The organism is Mesorhizobium sp. P2_C4 (assembly GCF_056404575.1).
The window spans coordinates 1-15,795 of record NZ_JBFUDT010000011.1; the positions used below are offsets into that span (position 1 = coordinate 1).

A 15,795-nucleotide genomic window follows, 5' to 3' on the forward strand; every position below is an offset into this window, starting at 1 on the left:
TCGCAAGAAGTGCCCGCAGCGTGGCATCAAGCTGATCCATGATATCCTGAGCAGCGTCCGCAATCGCATGCTTGCCGTCCATGGTCGCACCCAGTCACCGATCGAGTAGCGGTAGCACGATCGCCATAAGCTGTGAGCTTAGCCATTCGAGGGTGTTCGCTAGCGTGCCGCGCGTCCTAGCGTGCGCCTGTGGCAGCTGCCACCGCAACCAAGCCTGTTCGGCATCCTGCCCATATCCGGCCGGCATAGACTTCCAATCGGCAGGCGGCAAGCGCATGGTCCACTTGGCATCGCGAAAGCCCCAATGCTCGAGCCCGACCATTTCGGACCCATCAAACCAGACTGTCACATTGAGCTTTGGAAAATGCAGGGGCTTCGCCTGCCACCATGTGCGTTCGATCTCGTATTCGCCGACGCCTTCCGCCCACCGGGCCCAGCCGCGGCCGGGACGCTTTGTCAGTTCGCTATCGCGCATTTGCCACCCGCGATGACCGGCAAGATCCGAGCCAGAGCGGCCATCCAATGGTGCGAAGCCAATGACGCGTCTATCGGTGGAGCACTGAATCGGCCGGCTGAGCCGTCGTTATGGGATCGGCATGACGATGCACAATCTTCCAGAGACCATCTTCTGGGCGAAAGACGCTCGTCACGCGTAACGCCAGAGGCGTGACATCGCTCCGACCGCCAACTTTGGACCTGAGCCGCTCTACTTCGACGAGGTATGCCAGTTCAGACGTCACACACTTTGCTATGTTCTCGAAGCCGGTAGCGTCGCCGTCCCTGTAATTAGATGCCGCTTGCTCCATCGTCGCAACGACCTGCTTCCACCCATGCGCGAAAGGGCCAAAGGGATTGCCCAGTGTTACATCGTCTCGTTGGGAATAGAGCTTCGTCGCAGGCGCTGGGTTTCCTTTCATGAACTCATCCAGAGCCAGGTGGTATTTTTCAACCGCCTGATCGAAGTCATTGGCGTCGAGGGCCATGTCATCTCCCTGTTGGCTTGGTCAGTGTAGCACAGCGCGAGACAAGTCAGGCTTTCACCGCTACGGCCACCACGCCAGCGCCAGAACGACGCCAGCCGATAGGGTGAAGGCGAGCCAGGACGCGATCATCGAGAGCTAAGCGTGAGCATGATTTCGCCCTTCGCCTCACCAGTCGGATGGCGCTGCCGTTGATGGCCTGGCTTTCGACGAACGCAATGGTGCGTTCCTGGCCGTGAGGCCGTGCCGAAGATAAACCCGGCATCGCCGTAAGCAGTTCGCTGAATTGAATGCGAAGGCCACCCTGGCGTGCTACACTGGTTGCTTGGCGCGAAGAGTGAGCCATCTCACAGTGGAGACTGGCGGCACGGGTTAAGTTGGCAAAGCACGCTACTTGATCATGAGTGCGATCGATGCGGTTCTGGGCCGTCATTGTTGGGATGCTTTTGCTGACTGCGGCAGACCTGTCGCAGGCAAGCCTGTTCGCGGCTGACAGCAATCGCGTGGCGCTGGTCATCGGCAACAGCAAATATGTCTATGCGCCGGCGCTCCCCAACCCGGCAAGCGATGCGCGCCTGATGGCCGAGACGCTGCGGCATGCCGGGTTCAATGTCATCGAAGGCGTCGACCTCGACTATGCCGGCATGCGTGACCGGCTCAACAGGTTTACCGAGGCCTCCTACGACGCGGACACGGCGCTCATCTACTATGCCGGCCACGGCATGCAGGTGAACGGCAAGAACTACCTCATTCCGGTCGACGCCGAATTGACGGCGCCGTCGCATCTCAAGACGCGCACCATTCAGATCGACGAGCTGCTGGCCGCGCTGCCGCCGGATCCGGCCGTCGGCATCGTCATCCTCGATGCCTGCCGCGACAATCCTCTGGCCAGAACCTTGGCCGCTTCGTTGCCGAAGAGCCGCTCGACCACAGCGCCGGGCCTGGCGCCGATCAATATCAGTCCGACGGATGTTGGCACCGGGGGCGTGCTGATCGCCTTTGCGACCGACCCCGGCGCGGTGTCTTATGACGGCAACGGCGCCAACAGCCCCTATACGACCTCTCTCGCCAGGCATCTCGCCGAGCCCGGCGTGGAAATCCAGAGCGCGCTGACCCGCGTGCGGGGTGAGGTGGCGGCCGAGACAAACGGCCGCCAGCGGCCCTGGCACAATGCTTCGCTTGGTCGCGAGGTCTTCCTCGGGCCGCAGGCGCCGGCGGCAGCGGTTGCACCTCCGCAGGCGCCGAGCGGCGAGCCTTCGAACCAGGCCGCTGGCAACGACTCTCGCTCATGGGACGTCGAACAACGCGTGTGGGACGAGGCCTCCAAGCGCAACACGGTTGCCCACTATGAAGCCTATCTGAAGCAGTTTCCGAACGGAGCTTTCGCCGCTCTGGCGCGTCTCAACCTGGATGAGATCGAGAAGGGGAAAGTGGCGGCCAAGGCGGAAACCGATACGGCAAGATCCACCACCCCGGAGCAAACTCCGGCCGCGAACGCCGATCCCGGCAACGAGACCGGCACGGAATTGACGGAGAGTGCGCTCGGGCTTGATCGTCAGGCAAAAGTCGAGCTGCAGGAGAGGTTGCTGGCGCTCAGCTATGATCTGGACGATGCCGACGGCACTTTCGGCGCCAAGACGCGCCGGGCCATCGGCCTCTGGCAGGAAGCGAACGGCCTGTCCGCGACCACCTTCTTGACCCCAAAGCAATATGCTCGCCTGAAGCTCGATTCCGACGCCGCCCTGAAGACCTATCGCGCCCAACGGGCGTCCGCGGCGGAGGCGAGCAAGCAGGACAGCGTCACGCCGCAAAAGGCGGGGAAACCGCAGCCGGTTGTCCGTGCGAAGCCGAGACGTGAGCCACAACGCGAGGCGGCAAATCCGCGGCAGGCGCCGAAGCCAAAGCCGGCCAAGCCAGCGACGGGCAAGTTTCGCACCTGCAAGGGCATTGAAGGTCCCTATTCTGTTCCCATAACGCAGAAATGCCCGGTAAGCGGCTACGCCGCTCGTTAATGTGTCATTGTCGTCGCCCCTTTTCTCCGGCAGGCTATAGCCTCCCGCGCTAGGTGTTTCGATAACCCCAGCCATGTGCGGCGCAAATTGGCCACGCCCGTTGCAGCGGGGCGCTAGCTACCCGGACTAGGGCCCAAACCCTCTCAACCGGACGCCGGATCCGGATGCGCGTCGATCGCACTCAGAAAAACCTCGCCGAACTCCTTGAGCTTCGCCGCACCCACGCCATTCACTTCGGCGAAGGCGTCGAGGTCATGCGGGCGGCGCTCGGCCATGTCGATCAGCGTGCGATCGGAAAACACCACATAGGCCGGCACCCGGCGTTCCTTGGCGAGACGCAGGCGCACCGTCTTGAGCGTGGCCAGCAGCGACGCATCCACGTTTTCGCCTTGGGGAGTCTGGCCGGCGCGGGCCTTGCCGCGTGCGGCTCGCGTGCGCATCTCGACACGATACTGGAACGCGATTTCGCCTCGCCCAAGCGCATGGCCTTTTTCCGCAATGGCAAGGCCGCCATGGCCGCCCGGATCCGGCACCAGAAACCCACCCGCGACAAGCTGGCGCATCAGCGACAGCCAGAAATCCTTCTTGTGTGCCAGTCCGGTCCCGAAGCTGGCGAGCCTCTGGTGCCCCCTGGCCAGCACCTTCTCGGTTTCATGGCCGAGCAGAATGTCGACGACATGGCCCGCGCCGAAGCGTTCGCCGGTCTCGCGCACGGCAGCGAGGATGATCCGCGCCTCCGCCCCGCCATCGGCGCGCGGCGCCTGGTCGAGGCAGGTGTCGCAATTGCCGCAAGGCGAAGCTTCTTCGCCGAAATAGCCTAGCAGGATCTGGCGGCGGCACTCGGCCGTCTCGCAATAGCCGATCAGCGTATTGAGCCGGCCATGGGCGCGTCTCTTGTGCTCCGCCGGCGCGTCCTCGTCGTCGATGAAAAGCCGGCGCATGCGGATATCGCCGAGACCAAACAGCATATGCGCCTCGGCTGCCCGCCCGTCGCGGCCGGCACGGCCGATTTCCTGATAGTAGGCCTCCAGGCTGCCCGGCAGGTCGGTGTGGAAGACATAGGCGACGTCGGGCTTGTCGATGCCCATGCCGAAGGCGATGGTCGCCACCATGACGACCCCAGACAAGGTCATGAAACTGTTCTGGTTGGCGTCACGCGCCTCTTTGCTCATGCCGGCATGATAGGCCAGAGCGGTGACGCCGTTCTTGTCGAGGAACGCCGCCATCTCTTCGGTCTTCTTGCGCGACAGGCAATAGACGATGCCGCTGCGGCCTTGATGACGCTGGACGAAGCTGAGCAACTGGCGCTTGCTGTCCTGCTTGGCCTCGATGCCAAGCTTGATGTTCGGCCGGTCGAAACCCAGCACAACGGTTTCGACGCGTCCGGCAAACAATTGCGCCTCTATGTCGGTGCGCGTGGCCTCGTCGGCCGTCGCCGTCAGCGCAATGATCGGCACATCGGGGAAAATATCGCGCAGCCGCGACAGTTCTTCATATTCGCGCCGGAACGCCGGCCCCCATTGCGAGATGCAATGCGCCTCATCGACGGCGATCAGGCGGACATCTAGCCTGGCCAGCGCCTCAAGCATCCGCGCCGTCATCAACCGCTCCGGCGCAAGATAGAGCAGGCGCGTCTGGCCCGCCGCGACGCGGCGCCATGCGGCGATATTGGCATCGCGCTCGATTGAAGAGTTGATCGTGTCGGCGGCGACGCCGGCAAGCCGCAATGCCGCGACCTGGTCCTGCATCAGCGCCACCAGCGGCGAAACGACAATGGTGAGCCCGCCCAGAACCAGCGCCGGAACCTGGTAGCAGAGCGATTTGCCCGCGCCCGTCGGCATGACGGCCAGAACATGACGCCTGGCCAGCAGCGCCTCCATCACATCGGCCTGGCCGGGACGAAAATCGTCGAAGCCGAACACGTCCTTCAAGACACGCCGCTTGGGATCCTGCGCCGGGAGGCTCGCCGCCGATATTTGCATCACCTTGTCGCCTGCTGTTGAAGCGGATGCATGGTTGAGTCCGCCGGCGCTATTCGTTCCGCCGGCATTCGACTCGCCAAAGACCTGCCGTCCTGCTTGGCCGATAAAGCGGGGCTAATCCAGCCCTGTTAAATCTATTTTCACCATCTTGCGGCACCGTCCCGACCCTGCGGTCATGTATCGAGTACCGCGGCGCCACAAGCGCCCAGGCAACAAGCCCGCGCCTCTCCGGAGGCGCGGGCTTTTCGTTTCGGAACCCTGCAAGAAGATTTGCGTCAGTCCAGGAAATCGGCGCGGTGCGGGGTAAAGCTGTCGACCAGACGCCCGGCCTCGAGCGCTTTGACGCCATGCACGAGGTTGGACGGGACGATGAAGCTGCCGCCAGTCTCCAGGATTTCGCTCCTGCCGTCGATGGTCACCTCGAAGCGACCTTCGGCGACATAGCTCGCCTGGACATGCGGATGCGAATGCAGCGCGCCGACGCCGCCCTTGTCAAAGCCGAACTCGACCATCATCAACTCATCGGTGTGCAGCAGAACCCGCCTGCGATTGCCGTCCGGGGTCGGCGTCCACGCGCCCTCGCCGGCATGCGCAAAGATCTTTGCTTCGGTCATTGCTACTCCTATCGCGCCAGCCAGCCGCCATCCACCGGCACCACGGCGCCATGCATGTAGTTGGACGCCGGCGCCAGCAGGAACACGGCGGCGTCACCGATGTCTTCCGGCCCGCCCCAGCGACCGGCCGGTATGCGCGCCAGGATGGCTGCACTGCGATCGGGATCGGCGCGCAGCGCCTCAGTGTTGTTGGTTTCGATATAGCCCGGCGCGATGGCGTTGACGTTGATGCCTTTTGCTGCCCACTCGCAGGCGAGCAGCCTTGTGATGCCGAGCACGCCATGTTTCGAGGCGGTGTAGGAGGCAACGCGAATGCCACCCTGAAAGCTCAGCACCGAGGCGATGTTGACGATCTTGCCGCGCCGTCCCGGATTGGCCAGCACACGCCTGGCAAGACTCTGGCTGAGAAAAAAGACCGTCTTCAAATTGACGTCGGTGACGTCATCCCAATCGGCTTCGGTGAGATCGACCGCATCGGCACGGCGGATGATGCCGGCATTGTTGACCAGGCCGTCGAGTGGCCCGGTTTCCTCCCAGACGCGGTCGAGCATCGCTTGTGCGGCGGCATGGTCGGCGAGATCGCAGCCTACCGCCTCGAACTGTCCGCCCGCTGCGGCGACTTTCTCAGCTGTATCGTCCATCGCCGAACGGCCGACGCCGATGACTGCGCCGCCGGCGCGCGCGATCGACAAGGTTATGCCCTGCCCGATGCCGGTGTTGGCGCCGGTGACGAGGATGCGCTTGCCGGCAAGGCTGAAGGCGGAGAGATCGATCCTGGTCATGCTCATCGTGTCCACCGTTTGCGTGTATTCCATGGCCCGCGACCCCAAGGCGCTGAAAAAGCGCAAGCGTCAGCTCAGAGTCGATAGGCCTTTTTTGCCAGCGTGTAGGCCAATTCCCGCGCCAGCTCATGCGCCTCGTCTTCGCGCAGCCGGTGCTCGGCAACGAGGCGCGCGAGAAAGGCGCAGTCGACCCGACGCGCCACATTGTGGCGAGCCGGGATCGACGGAAAGGCGCGGGTGTCGTCGTTGAAACCGACGGTGTTGTAGAAGCCGGCGGTCTCGGTGGTCATCTCGCGGAATCGGCGCATGCCCTCAGGACTGTCATGGAACCACCAGGCTGGGCCGACTTTCAGCGCCGGATAGACACCGGCCAGCGGCGCCAGTTCGCGCGCATAGCTGGTTTCGTCGAGCGTGAACAGGATGATGGTGAGATCGCGCTCCAGCCCGACACGGTCGAGCAGCGGCTTCAGCGCCGTCACATAGTCGGTTCGGGTCGGGATATCAAAACCCTTATCCCTGCCGTATTTCTGAAAAATAGCCGGCGAATGATTGCGCCGGGAACCGGGATGGATCTGCAGCACCAACCCGTCATCGCGGCTCATCTTGGCCATCTCGGTCAGCATCTGGGCGCGAAACAGTTTGCGCTCACGCTCATCGTCCGAGCCGCTGCGGATGCGGCTGTACAGTTCTTCAGCCGCGGCATCCGAGAGATTGGCGGTGTCGGCTGTCGGATGGCCGTGATCGGATGACGTCGCGCCGAAACCTCTAAAGAAGGCGCGCCGCTGGCGATGCGCATCGAGATAGCCGCTCCAAGCACCGGTGTCGCAGCCGGTGATCTCGCCAAGCCGATCGAGGTTGGCGGAAAACCCTTCGAAATCGGGATCGACGACCGCGTCCGGCCGGTAGGCGGTAACGACACGCCCTTGCCAACCACTCTCGCGGATCGCTCTGTGCCATTTGAGATCGTCGAGCGCGCCCTCGGTCGTCGCGATGACCTCGATGTTGAAGCGCTCGAACAAAGCGCGCGGGCGAAACTCGTCGCGCTGCAGCAGGGCAGCGATCGTGTCGTAGTGGCGGTCGGCTGTTGCCGCATTCAGCGGCTCGTCGATGCCGAACAGGTGGGCTAGCACATGGTCGAACCACAGGCGGGTCGGCGTGCCGCGAAACAGATAATAGTGCTCGGCAAAGCGCCGCCAGATCGTCCTGCCGTCGGTCTCCACCGGCGCGCCGTCGAGTGTCGGCACGCCGAGATCCTCAAGGCGAACGCCCTGGCTGAACAGCATGCGGAAAATGTAGTGATCGGGCACGATCAGCAATTGCGCCGGATCGGGAAACGGCTCGTTGAGCGCATACCAGCGCGGATCGGTATGGCCGTGCGGGCTGACGATCGGCAGATCCTTGACGCCGGCGTAAAGGTCGCGGGCCAGCGAACGCGACTGCGCTTCGGGCGGAAACAGCAGATCCGGATCGGTCAGCGCGATCATCGAAAAGCGGCTCCTCCCAGGCCCGGTATCGGTACGGTCGGGCCGGAATGATGTCAACGCCGTCGCCGGACATTGGCGTCCTTGCGGCATCGGGAAACAGGTGTTACGCCGCTTGTGATTTGCCGCGCAGGAACCCCGCCATGCACACCACCTCTCAACCCTTCTGCATGCCATGACGCACGGCCATCTCTCCATCAGCACGCTACGGTCATTGCCGAAACAGGTCGCCATTCCCTCGTATGACCGCGGCAGTGTCGCGCCGGGCATCGTCCATCTCGGCGTCGGCGCCTTCCACCGCGCCCATCAGGCCGCCTATGTCGACGACTGCCTGGCGGCGGGCGAAACCGGCTGGGGCATCGTCGGCGTGTCCTTACGCAGCCCCGACACGCGTGACGCGCTTGCGCCGCAGGACGGGCTCTATACGCTGGCGGTGAGAGGCAGCGACGGTGAGAGCCTGCGGGTCGTCGGCTCGATCCAGTCACTGCTGGTGGCGCCGGAGGACCCCAGCGCGGTGCTGGCCGCGCTGACCGATCCGCGCACCCTTATCGTCACGCTGACGATCACCGAAAAGGCCTATCTCAGAGCCGCCGACGGCAGTCTCGATACAACCCATCCCGACATCGTCCACGATCTGGCGAACCCGCAAAGCCCGAAGACGGCGCATGGTTTCCTGACCGAGTCGCTGGCGCGCCGCCGCAGTGCCGGTCTCCCGCCTTTCACCGTGCTCTGCTGTGACAACCTGCCGGCCAACGGAGCCACGCTGCACCGGCTGCTGGTCGAATTCGCCAAGCAGCGTGACCCCCGGCTCGCCACAGGCGATGCCCGGCTCGCCACTTCTGGCGATGCCGACCTTGCCCGGCATATCGCCGACGAAGTGGCCTTCCCCTCGAGCATGGTCGATCGCATCGTGCCGGCGACCACCGACGTCGACCGGGCGCGTATCGCTGTCGAGCTTGGGCTCAACGACGCCTGGCCGGTGATGACCGAGCCATTCTGCCAATGGGTGGTCGAAGACAATTTCCCGGTGGGCCGGCCGTCCTGGGAAAAATTCGGCGTCACCATGGTCAGCGACGTCGGCCCTTTCGAGGACATGAAGCTGAGATTGCTCAACGGCTCGCATTCGGGGATCGCCTATCTCGGCCTGCTCAGCGGGCACGCCACGGTCGACCGCGCCTTCGCCGATCCGGCGATCCGGCAGTTCGTCGATGCCTTGTGGGCCGAGGCCGCTTCGACGCTGCCGGAGGATGCCGGGCTCGATACATCGGCCTACACGGCCGAGCTCACTGAGCGTTTTTCCAACACTGCGCTCGCCCACCGCACGGCGCAGATCGCCAATGACGGCAGCCAGAAACTGCCGCAGCGGATTGTCGCCTCCGCCATCGAGTGCCTCGAAGCCGGTACTGAGTTCGTTCATCTCACGCTTGTGGTGGCGGCCTGGATCGCCGCTTGCGGCGCGCGCGGAACAACATTGCCCGAAGGCCATTTCACCGATCCGCTCGACACGGCTTTGACGGCGCTTTTGAGCCAGCATCTGCCGGCGAACGAAACCGTGGCCGCGGTGTTCGACCTGGCCGGCTTCGCGAGGGACCACGCCGAGCGTCAGACGCTGATTGAACTCGTCGCCGTCCATCTCGTCCACCTGCGGCGGGGCGGTCCGACCCTGGCCTTCGCCGCGCTCGGCATACAGAGTGAACAATCCTGAGCTATGCGCTGGGATCAGTGCGCGCCCCTCTGTCCTGCCGGACATCTCCCCCACAAGGAGGGAGATAGGCAGCCCGGATGCCGGTGCTGGTCCTGTAACGTTGGAGATGGCGCAAGCCCCGCAGTGGCAGCCGATCTCCCCACCTGTGGGGGAGATGTCCGGCAGGACAGAGGGGGGCGCGAAGGATCGCTACCGAACACTCATTCGGCGCTACTAATGTCGCGGCATGAGTCCCAAGCCTGCGCTCCGCTTCGCGTTCGCTCCGCTTGGAATGACGAGGAAATAGCCGGCCCTTACGCCGGCAGAATGGCGCTTTCCAGCGTGGTGAGCTGGCTAAGGAACTGCTCTGCCTTGCTGCGGGTCTGGTCATCCTTGGCGTCGGCAGCGTCTTCCCTGGCTTCCTGGATGCGGCGGGCGAGATCGGTGCGATCGACATCCTTCACGGCCACGGCCGATTCCGCCAGCAGCGTGCAGCCCGACGGCACGATGTCGGCAAAGCCGCCGAACACCACATAGCGTTCTTCCTGGCCTGCCGCGGTCTTCAGCGTGACGACACCCGGCTTGATCGTCGTCATCACCGGCGCGTGATGCGCCATCACGGTCATCTCGCCTTCGGCGCCCGGAATGACAACGGACTCGACCTGCTCGGAAACCAGCAGGCGCTCCGGCGAAACCAGTTCGAATTTGAAAGCTTCAGCCATGCCAATCTAGCGAGTAGGGAATAGCGAGTAGCGAATAGTTCAGGAACCCTCGCCACTCATACGCCCTATTCGCTACTCCCTATTCGCTATTCGCTTCTTTTCGCTTCTTTATGCTGCTTCGGCCGCCAGGCGCTGTGCCTTCTCGACCGCTTCCTCGATGCCGCCGACCATGTAGAAGGCAGCTTCCGGAAGGTGGTCATAGTCGCCGTTGCAGAGGCCCTTGAAGCCCTTGATGGTGTCGGCGAGGTCGACCAGCTTGCCCGGCGAACCCGTGAACACTTCGGCGACGAAGAACGGCTGCGACAGGAAGCGCTCGATCTTGCGGGCACGCGCCACAGTCTGCTTGTCCTCTTCGCTGAGCTCGTCCATGCCCAGGATGGCGATGATGTCCTGCAGCGACTTGTAGCGCTGCAGAATCGACTGCACCTGACGCGCGACGCCATAGTGCTCTTCACCGACGACCAGCGGGTCGAGCATGCGCGAGGTCGAATCCAGCGGATCGACGGCCGGGTAGATGCCCTTTTCCGAGATCGCGCGGTTAAGCACGGTCGTCGCGTCCAGGTGGGCAAACGAAGTCGCCGGCGCCGGGTCGGTCAGATCGTCGGCCGGCACGTAGATCGCCTGCACCGAAGTGATCGAGCCCTTGGTGGTCGTCGTGATGCGTTCCTGCAGCGCGCCCATGTCGGTGGCCAGCGTCGGCTGATAGCCCACGGCCGAAGGAATACGGCCGAGCAGCGCCGACACTTCGGAACCTGCCTGCGTGAAGCGGAAGATGTTGTCGACGAAGAACAGCACGTCCTGGCCCTGGTCGCGGAAATATTCGGCGACCGTCAGTCCGGTCAGGCCGACGCGGGCGCGCGCGCCCGGCGGCTCGTTCATCTGGCCATAGACCAGTGCCGCCTTGGAGCCTTCGCCGCCGCCCTTCTTGTTGACGCCGGATTCGATGAACTCGTGATAGAGATCGTTGCCTTCGCGGGTGCGCTCGCCAACGCCGGCGAACACCGAGAAGCCACCATGCGCCTTGGCGACGTTGTTGATCAGCTCCTGGATCAGCACCGTCTTGCCGACGCCGGCGCCGCCGAACAGGCCGATCTTGCCGCCGCGGGCGTAGGGCGCCAAAAGGTCGAGAACCTTGATGCCGGTGATCAGGATCTGCGCTTCCGTCGACTGCTCGACATAGGACGGGGCAGGCTGGTGGATGGAGCGCATCTCGATGCCGTCGACCGGGCCTTCTTCGTCGACCGGCTCGCCGATGACGTTGATGATGCGGCCGAGCATGCCCGGGCCGACAGGAACGGTGATCGGCGCGCCGGTGTCATAGACCTCCTGGCCGCGGACCAGACCTTCGGTCGAGTCCATGGCGATGCAGCGCACGGTGTTTTCGCCGAGATGCTGGGCCACTTCGAGCACGAGGCGGTTGCCGACATTGACTGTCTCGATCGCGTTCAGGATGGCCGGCAGGTGATCGCCGAACTGCACGTCGACGACAGCGCCGATGACCTGGCGGACCTTGCCGACAACACCCGTCTTCTTGACCGAAACGACCGGCGTCTTGGCTGCGGCTGCCTTGACGGGAGCTGCCGCCTTGGCGGGCGCAGCTGCCTTCTTGACCGGAGCGGCCTTCGCCGCTGCTGCCGGAGCCTTCGCTGGTGCCGCCTTCGCGGCAGTCTTCGGGGTCGCTGCTTTCGCCATCGTCTTTACCCTTTTCGTCCTTTGTTTCTCACGCTCCATCAGAAGGCCGATGACCCTCTGGCGGTCGCGCCTAGAGCGCTTCGGCGCCCGAAATGATTTCGATCAGTTCCTTGGTGATCTGCGCCTGCCGCTGGCGGTTGTAGGTGATCGACAGCTTGTTGATCATGTCGCCGGCATTGCGCGTCGCATTGTCCATGGCGCTCATCTTGGCGCCCATTTCGCCGGCTGCGTTTTCGAGCAGCGCGCGGAAGACCTGGACGGAGATGTTGCGCGGAATGAGATCGGAGAGGATTTCGCCCGGCTCCGGCTCATACTCATAGACGGCATTGCCGCCGTCCGCAGCAGCGGCCGGAGCGGAAGCCAGACCCGCCGGAATGATCTGCTGCGTGGTCGGGATCTGGCTGATCACCGACTTGAACTGCGAATAGAACAGCGTGCAGATGTCGAAGCCACCCTCGTTGAACAGGTGGATGACCTTGCGGGCAATCGCATCGGCGTTGACGAAGCCGAGCGTCTTGACCTCGCGCAGATCGACGCGGTCAATCACCAGCGACGCGTAGTCGCGACGCAGTATGTCAAAGCCCTTCTTGCCGACGCAGATGATCTTGACCTGCTTGCCGTCGGCCAGGAGCTTGCGGATGTGGTCGCGGGCGAGGCGGGCAATCTGCGAATTGAAGCCGCCGCACAGGCCGCGCTCGGCGGTGCAGACGACGAGCAGATGCACGTCATCCTTGCCGGTGCCGGTCATCAGCGCCGGGGCATCGCCGCCGCCGCCGATCGCCTGCGTGATGTTGGCCAGCACCGCGCCCATCCGTTCCGAATAGGGGCGTGCAGCTTCCGCCGCTTCCTGCGCGCGGCGCAGCTTCGCCGCGGCGACCATCTGCATCGCCTTGGTGATCTTCTGCGTCGCCTTGACCGAGGCGATACGGTTACGAAGGTCTTTTAATGAAGGCATGCTTCAAACCTGATCCCGTCCGTACGTCTTCGTTCAAGCAAAGGTCTTGGCGAAGGCGTCGATTTCCGCCTTCAGCTTGGCGCGCAGATCGTCCGACAGCGCCTTCTCCTTGCGGATGGCGTCGAGCACGTCCTTGCCGGCTGCACGCATATGCGACAGCAGGCCATGCTCGAACTTGCCGACCTGGTTGATCGTCAGCTTGTCGAGATAGCCGTTGACGCCGGCGAAGATCACCGTGACCTGCTCCTCGACCTTGAGCGGCGAGAACTGCGGCTGCTTCAACAGCTCGGTCAGGCGCGCGCCGCGATTGAGCAGGCGCTGCGTGGCGGCGTCGAGATCGGAACCGAACTGCGCAAAGGCGGCCATTTCGCGGTACTGCGCGAGCTCGCCCTTGATCGAGCCGGCGACCTGCTTCATCGCCTTGATCTGCGCCGAGGAACCGACGCGCGACACCGACAGGCCGACGTTGACGGCCGGGCGAACGCCCTGGAAGAACAGATTGGTTTCCAGGAAGATCTGGCCGTCGGTGATCGAGATGACGTTGGTCGGGATGTAGGCCGAGACGTCGTTGGCCTGCGTCTCGATGATCGGCAGCGCGGTCAGCGAACCGCCGCCATTGTCGTCATTGAGCTTGGCAGCCCGCTCGAGAAGACGCGAATGCAGGTAGAATACGTCGCCCGGATAGGCTTCGCGGCCCGGCGGGCGGCGCAGCAGCAGCGACATCTGGCGGTAGGCGACGGCCTGCTTCGACAGATCGTCATAGCTGATCAGCGCGTGCATGCCGTTGTCGCGGAAATATTCGCCCATGGTGCAGGCGGTGAATGGCGCCAGGAACTGCATCGGCGCCGGGTCGGAAGCGGTGGCGGCGACGATGATGGAATATTCGAGCGCGCCGCGCCCTTCGAGAACCTTGACGAACTGCGCAACCGTCGAGCGCTTCTGGCCGATGGCGACGTAGACGCAGTAGAGCTTTTCCTTCTCCGGGCCGTTGTCGTGCACCGATTTCTGGTTGAGCATCGTGTCGAGAATGATCGCGGTCTTGCCGGTCTGACGGTCGCCGATGACAAGCTCGCGCTGGCCGCGGCCGACCGGGATCAGCGCATCGATGGCCTTGAGGCCGGTCGACATCGGCTCGTTCACCGACTTGCGCGGGATGATACCGGGCGCCTTGACGTCGACGCGCTTGCGTTCGGTCGCCTTGATCGGGCCCTTGCCGTCGATCGGATTGCCGAGCGCGTCGACGACGCGGCCGAGCAGGCCCATGCCGACAGGCGTGTCGACGATGGCGCCGGTGCGCTTGACGATGTCGCCTTCCTTGATGTCGCGGTCGGCGCCGAAGATGACGACGCCGACATTGTCGGCTTCGAGGTTGAGCGCCATGCCGCGGATGCCGCCGGGGAACTCGACCATCTCGCCGGCCTGGACATTGTCGAGGCCATAGACGCGGGCGATACCGTCACCGACGGACAGCACCTGGCCGACTTCGGAGACCTCGGCCTCCTTGCCGAAATTCTTGATCTGGTCTTTCAGAATTGCGGAAATTTCCGCGGCGCGGATGTCCATCAGCCGACCTCTTTCAGTGCAAGCTTGAGCGAATTGAGTTTGGTTTTGAGTGACGTGTCGATCTGGCGCGAGCCCATCTTGACCACCAGCCCGCCGAGCAGCGACGGATCGACGGTGACGGTGATGGCCACGTCCTTGCCGGCAACGCTTTTCAGCGCCGCCTTCAGTTCAGTCTGCTGGCCGGCCGTCAGCTCATGAGCCGAGGTGACTTCAGCAGCGGTCTCGCCGCGATGTTCGGCGGCGATCTGGCGGAAAGCCTTGATCATGCCGGGGACAGCGAAGAGACGGCGGTTGCGCGCAACGACACGCAGGAAATTTCCGGTCAGCCCGGTGATTTCAGCCTTGTCGGCGATTGCCGCGATCGCCTTGGCCTGGTCCTCGCTGGAGAACACCGGGCTGTTGATGAGGCGGGAAAGATCGGCGCTGTCATCGAGCATCTTGGCGAAACTGTTGAGGTCGGCCTCGACCTTGGCGATCGAATTTGCCTGCAGCGCGAGTTCGAACAGCGAACCCGCATAGCGTTCTGCGACACCTGAGATTGGCGATGACGATTGGGCCACGGACCGTCTTTTCTCTTGTCTGACAGGCCGCAGATTGTTGGCGCGAGCAAAAACTCTGGCTAAATCTTTGACCTTACTACGTTTTTCCAAGCACGGAGGCGCGGCTTCCGCTATCCCCGGCCGAAAGTCGATTGCCGTCTAGCACAGGCATTTTAAGACCGCAATGCGTCGTTCCGCATGCTTCTCAGGCACTATTGTCGCATCCGGCGGCTGAGTTCAACCGAAGCCGTTGGATTCAAGGCAAAAAGCCGAAGGCGAAGGCGAGCGGGAGCCCGGCCAGCACCAGTTCCACGACGATGGAAACCCAGTTGAAAGGCGTGTTGGCGCCATCCGACATCATCGACAGCAAGCGGCCGAAGGCGGTGAACAGCCAGGAAAAGCCAAGTGCCATGTAGAGCAAGGGCTGCGCCAGCAGGAGGCAGCACAGGCTGACGCCAAGATAAAAGCCCGACATGCGGCCGCGCCCTTCGGCGATGGCGGCGAGTTTTTCGGGCTTGGGCTGCAGCCGAAGAATCCTGAAACCAATTCTGGGCGCCAGAAACAGCAGCAGGCCGAAGGCGAGCGTGACGACGGCGCTCGACCATGCCAGCCACTCGCCCTGGCTCGTCGGCCACGGAAATGCAAATTCCATTTTTTGGGTCCCCTCACAGCAATGGATGCATTGAATGTCGCTGGGAAAGGAAGTCAAGCGTGCAGCGGGCCAGCCGAAGGTTCGGCACCAGGGCGCTGGCCTGCTTCGTCCGCACGCATGATCGGTTTGCCGCCAAC

General features: G+C 63.6%; 14 protein-coding genes. 2 read left to right on the plus strand and 12 right to left on the minus strand.

Annotated elements, in window-relative coordinates:
• Positions 1 to 94: 94 nt before the first annotated feature.
• Both AC1DX6_RS28435 and AC1DX6_RS28440 read right to left on the minus strand, forming a co-directional pair.
• Entirely contained in the window at positions 95 to 475 is a 381-nt protein-coding gene (locus AC1DX6_RS28435) for a hypothetical protein (protein WP_477319544.1), read from the minus strand.
• 70 nt (positions 476 to 545) lie between these two features.
• Entirely contained in the window at positions 546 to 983 is a 438-nt protein-coding gene (locus AC1DX6_RS28440) for a YybH family protein (RefSeq protein WP_477319546.1), read from the minus strand.
• 410 nt (positions 984 to 1,393) lie between these two features.
• Between AC1DX6_RS28440 and AC1DX6_RS28445 the strand changes: the two genes are divergently transcribed.
• Complete coding sequence (locus AC1DX6_RS28445) at positions 1,394 to 2,992, plus strand: caspase family protein (RefSeq protein ID WP_477319548.1); 1,599 nt, start codon at positions 1,394 to 1,396, stop codon at positions 2,990 to 2,992.
• A gap of 143 nt (positions 2,993 to 3,135) precedes the next feature.
• Here AC1DX6_RS28445 and recQ read toward each other — a convergent pair whose 3' ends face one another.
• The 4 genes from recQ to uxaC all read right to left on the minus strand — a co-directional run bounded on the left by recQ (position 3,136) and on the right by uxaC (position 7,854).
• A complete protein-coding gene (recQ, locus tag AC1DX6_RS28450) occupies positions 3,136 to 4,974 on the minus strand; it encodes a DNA helicase RecQ (protein WP_477319550.1) in 1,839 nt (612 codons plus the stop codon).
• A 275-nt stretch (positions 4,975 to 5,249) separates the two neighbouring features.
• Positions 5,250 to 5,588 carry a cupin domain-containing protein gene (locus tag AC1DX6_RS28455; RefSeq protein ID WP_477319552.1) on the minus strand — a complete coding sequence of 113 codons (339 nt, stop codon included), beginning with the start codon at positions 5,586 to 5,588 and terminating at the stop codon, positions 5,250 to 5,252.
• Between the two features lie 8 nt (positions 5,589 to 5,596).
• Entirely contained in the window at positions 5,597 to 6,376 is a 780-nt protein-coding gene (gene kduD, locus AC1DX6_RS28460) for a 2-dehydro-3-deoxy-D-gluconate 5-dehydrogenase KduD (RefSeq protein WP_477319801.1), read from the minus strand.
• 68 nt (positions 6,377 to 6,444) lie between these two features.
• Positions 6,445 to 7,854: a glucuronate isomerase gene (uxaC, locus tag AC1DX6_RS28465; RefSeq protein ID WP_477319554.1), complete on the minus strand. Its 1,410-nt coding sequence runs from the start codon at positions 7,852 to 7,854 to the stop codon at positions 6,445 to 6,447.
• A gap of 172 nt (positions 7,855 to 8,026) precedes the next feature.
• On the opposite strand from uxaC, the gene AC1DX6_RS28470 reads away from it, so the two are divergent.
• Positions 8,027 to 9,556, plus strand: a complete 1,530-nt coding sequence (locus AC1DX6_RS28470; RefSeq protein ID WP_477319556.1) for a mannitol dehydrogenase family protein — start codon at positions 8,027 to 8,029, stop codon at positions 9,554 to 9,556.
• A 293-nt stretch (positions 9,557 to 9,849) separates the two neighbouring features.
• Here AC1DX6_RS28470 and AC1DX6_RS28475 read toward each other — a convergent pair whose 3' ends face one another.
• The 6 genes from AC1DX6_RS28475 to AC1DX6_RS28500 all read right to left on the minus strand — a co-directional run bounded on the left by AC1DX6_RS28475 (position 9,850) and on the right by AC1DX6_RS28500 (position 15,658).
• The gene (locus tag AC1DX6_RS28475) at positions 9,850 to 10,257 is read right to left on the minus strand and encodes a F0F1 ATP synthase subunit epsilon (RefSeq protein ID WP_477319558.1); all 408 of its coding nucleotides are present in this window, start codon (positions 10,255 to 10,257) and stop codon (positions 9,850 to 9,852) included.
• 108 nt (positions 10,258 to 10,365) lie between these two features.
• Positions 10,366 to 11,949: a F0F1 ATP synthase subunit beta gene (gene atpD, locus AC1DX6_RS28480; RefSeq protein ID WP_477319560.1), complete on the minus strand. Its 1,584-nt coding sequence runs from the start codon at positions 11,947 to 11,949 to the stop codon at positions 10,366 to 10,368.
• A gap of 70 nt (positions 11,950 to 12,019) precedes the next feature.
• Positions 12,020 to 12,904, minus strand: a complete 885-nt coding sequence (locus tag AC1DX6_RS28485; protein ID WP_477319562.1) for a F0F1 ATP synthase subunit gamma — start codon at positions 12,902 to 12,904, stop codon at positions 12,020 to 12,022.
• A gap of 33 nt (positions 12,905 to 12,937) precedes the next feature.
• Positions 12,938 to 14,467, minus strand: coding sequence for a F0F1 ATP synthase subunit alpha (gene atpA, locus AC1DX6_RS28490; RefSeq protein WP_477319564.1), 1,530 nt, complete (start codon positions 14,465 to 14,467; stop codon positions 12,938 to 12,940).
• Positions 14,467 to 15,027: a F0F1 ATP synthase subunit delta gene (locus tag AC1DX6_RS28495; RefSeq protein WP_477319566.1), complete on the minus strand. Its 561-nt coding sequence runs from the start codon at positions 15,025 to 15,027 to the stop codon at positions 14,467 to 14,469. Before AC1DX6_RS28495 ends, atpA begins: the two co-directional genes overlap by 1 nt.
• 235 nt (positions 15,028 to 15,262) lie before the next feature.
• A complete protein-coding gene (locus AC1DX6_RS28500) occupies positions 15,263 to 15,658 on the minus strand; it encodes an AGROH133_08824 family phage infection protein (RefSeq protein WP_477270544.1) in 396 nt (131 codons plus the stop codon).
• Positions 15,659 to 15,795: the final 137 nt, after the last annotated feature.

Coding starts and splice junctions, on each gene's coding strand:
- AC1DX6_RS28470 (WP_477319556.1), top strand. CDS start 8,027: ATGACGCACGGCCATCTCTCCATCAGCACGCTACGGTCATTGCCGAAA.
- AC1DX6_RS28445 (WP_477319548.1), top strand. CDS start 1,394: ATGCGGTTCTGGGCCGTCATTGTTGGGATGCTTTTGCTGACTGCGGCA.
- atpA (WP_477319564.1), bottom strand. CDS start 14,467: ATGGACATCCGCGCCGCGGAAATTTCCGCAATTCTGAAAGACCAGATC.
- uxaC (WP_477319554.1), bottom strand. CDS start 7,854: ATGATCGCGCTGACCGATCCGGATCTGCTGTTTCCGCCCGAAGCGCAG.
- AC1DX6_RS28440 (WP_477319546.1), bottom strand. CDS start 983: ATGGCCCTCGACGCCAATGACTTCGATCAGGCGGTTGAAAAATACCAC.
- recQ (WP_477319550.1), bottom strand. CDS start 4,974: ATGCAAATATCGGCGGCGAGCCTCCCGGCGCAGGATCCCAAGCGGCGT.
- AC1DX6_RS28485 (WP_477319562.1), bottom strand. CDS start 12,904: ATGCCTTCATTAAAAGACCTTCGTAACCGTATCGCCTCGGTCAAGGCG.
- AC1DX6_RS28475 (WP_477319558.1), bottom strand. CDS start 10,257: ATGGCTGAAGCTTTCAAATTCGAACTGGTTTCGCCGGAGCGCCTGCTG.
- atpD (WP_477319560.1), bottom strand. CDS start 11,949: ATGGCGAAAGCAGCGACCCCGAAGACTGCCGCGAAGGCGGCACCAGCG.
- AC1DX6_RS28500 (WP_477270544.1), bottom strand. CDS start 15,658: ATGGAATTTGCATTTCCGTGGCCGACGAGCCAGGGCGAGTGGCTGGCA.
- AC1DX6_RS28435 (WP_477319544.1), bottom strand. CDS start 475: ATGCGCGATAGCGAACTGACAAAGCGTCCCGGCCGCGGCTGGGCCCGG.
- AC1DX6_RS28455 (WP_477319552.1), bottom strand. CDS start 5,588: ATGACCGAAGCAAAGATCTTTGCGCATGCCGGCGAGGGCGCGTGGACG.
- kduD (WP_477319801.1), bottom strand. CDS start 6,376: ATGAGCATGACCAGGATCGATCTCTCCGCCTTCAGCCTTGCCGGCAAG.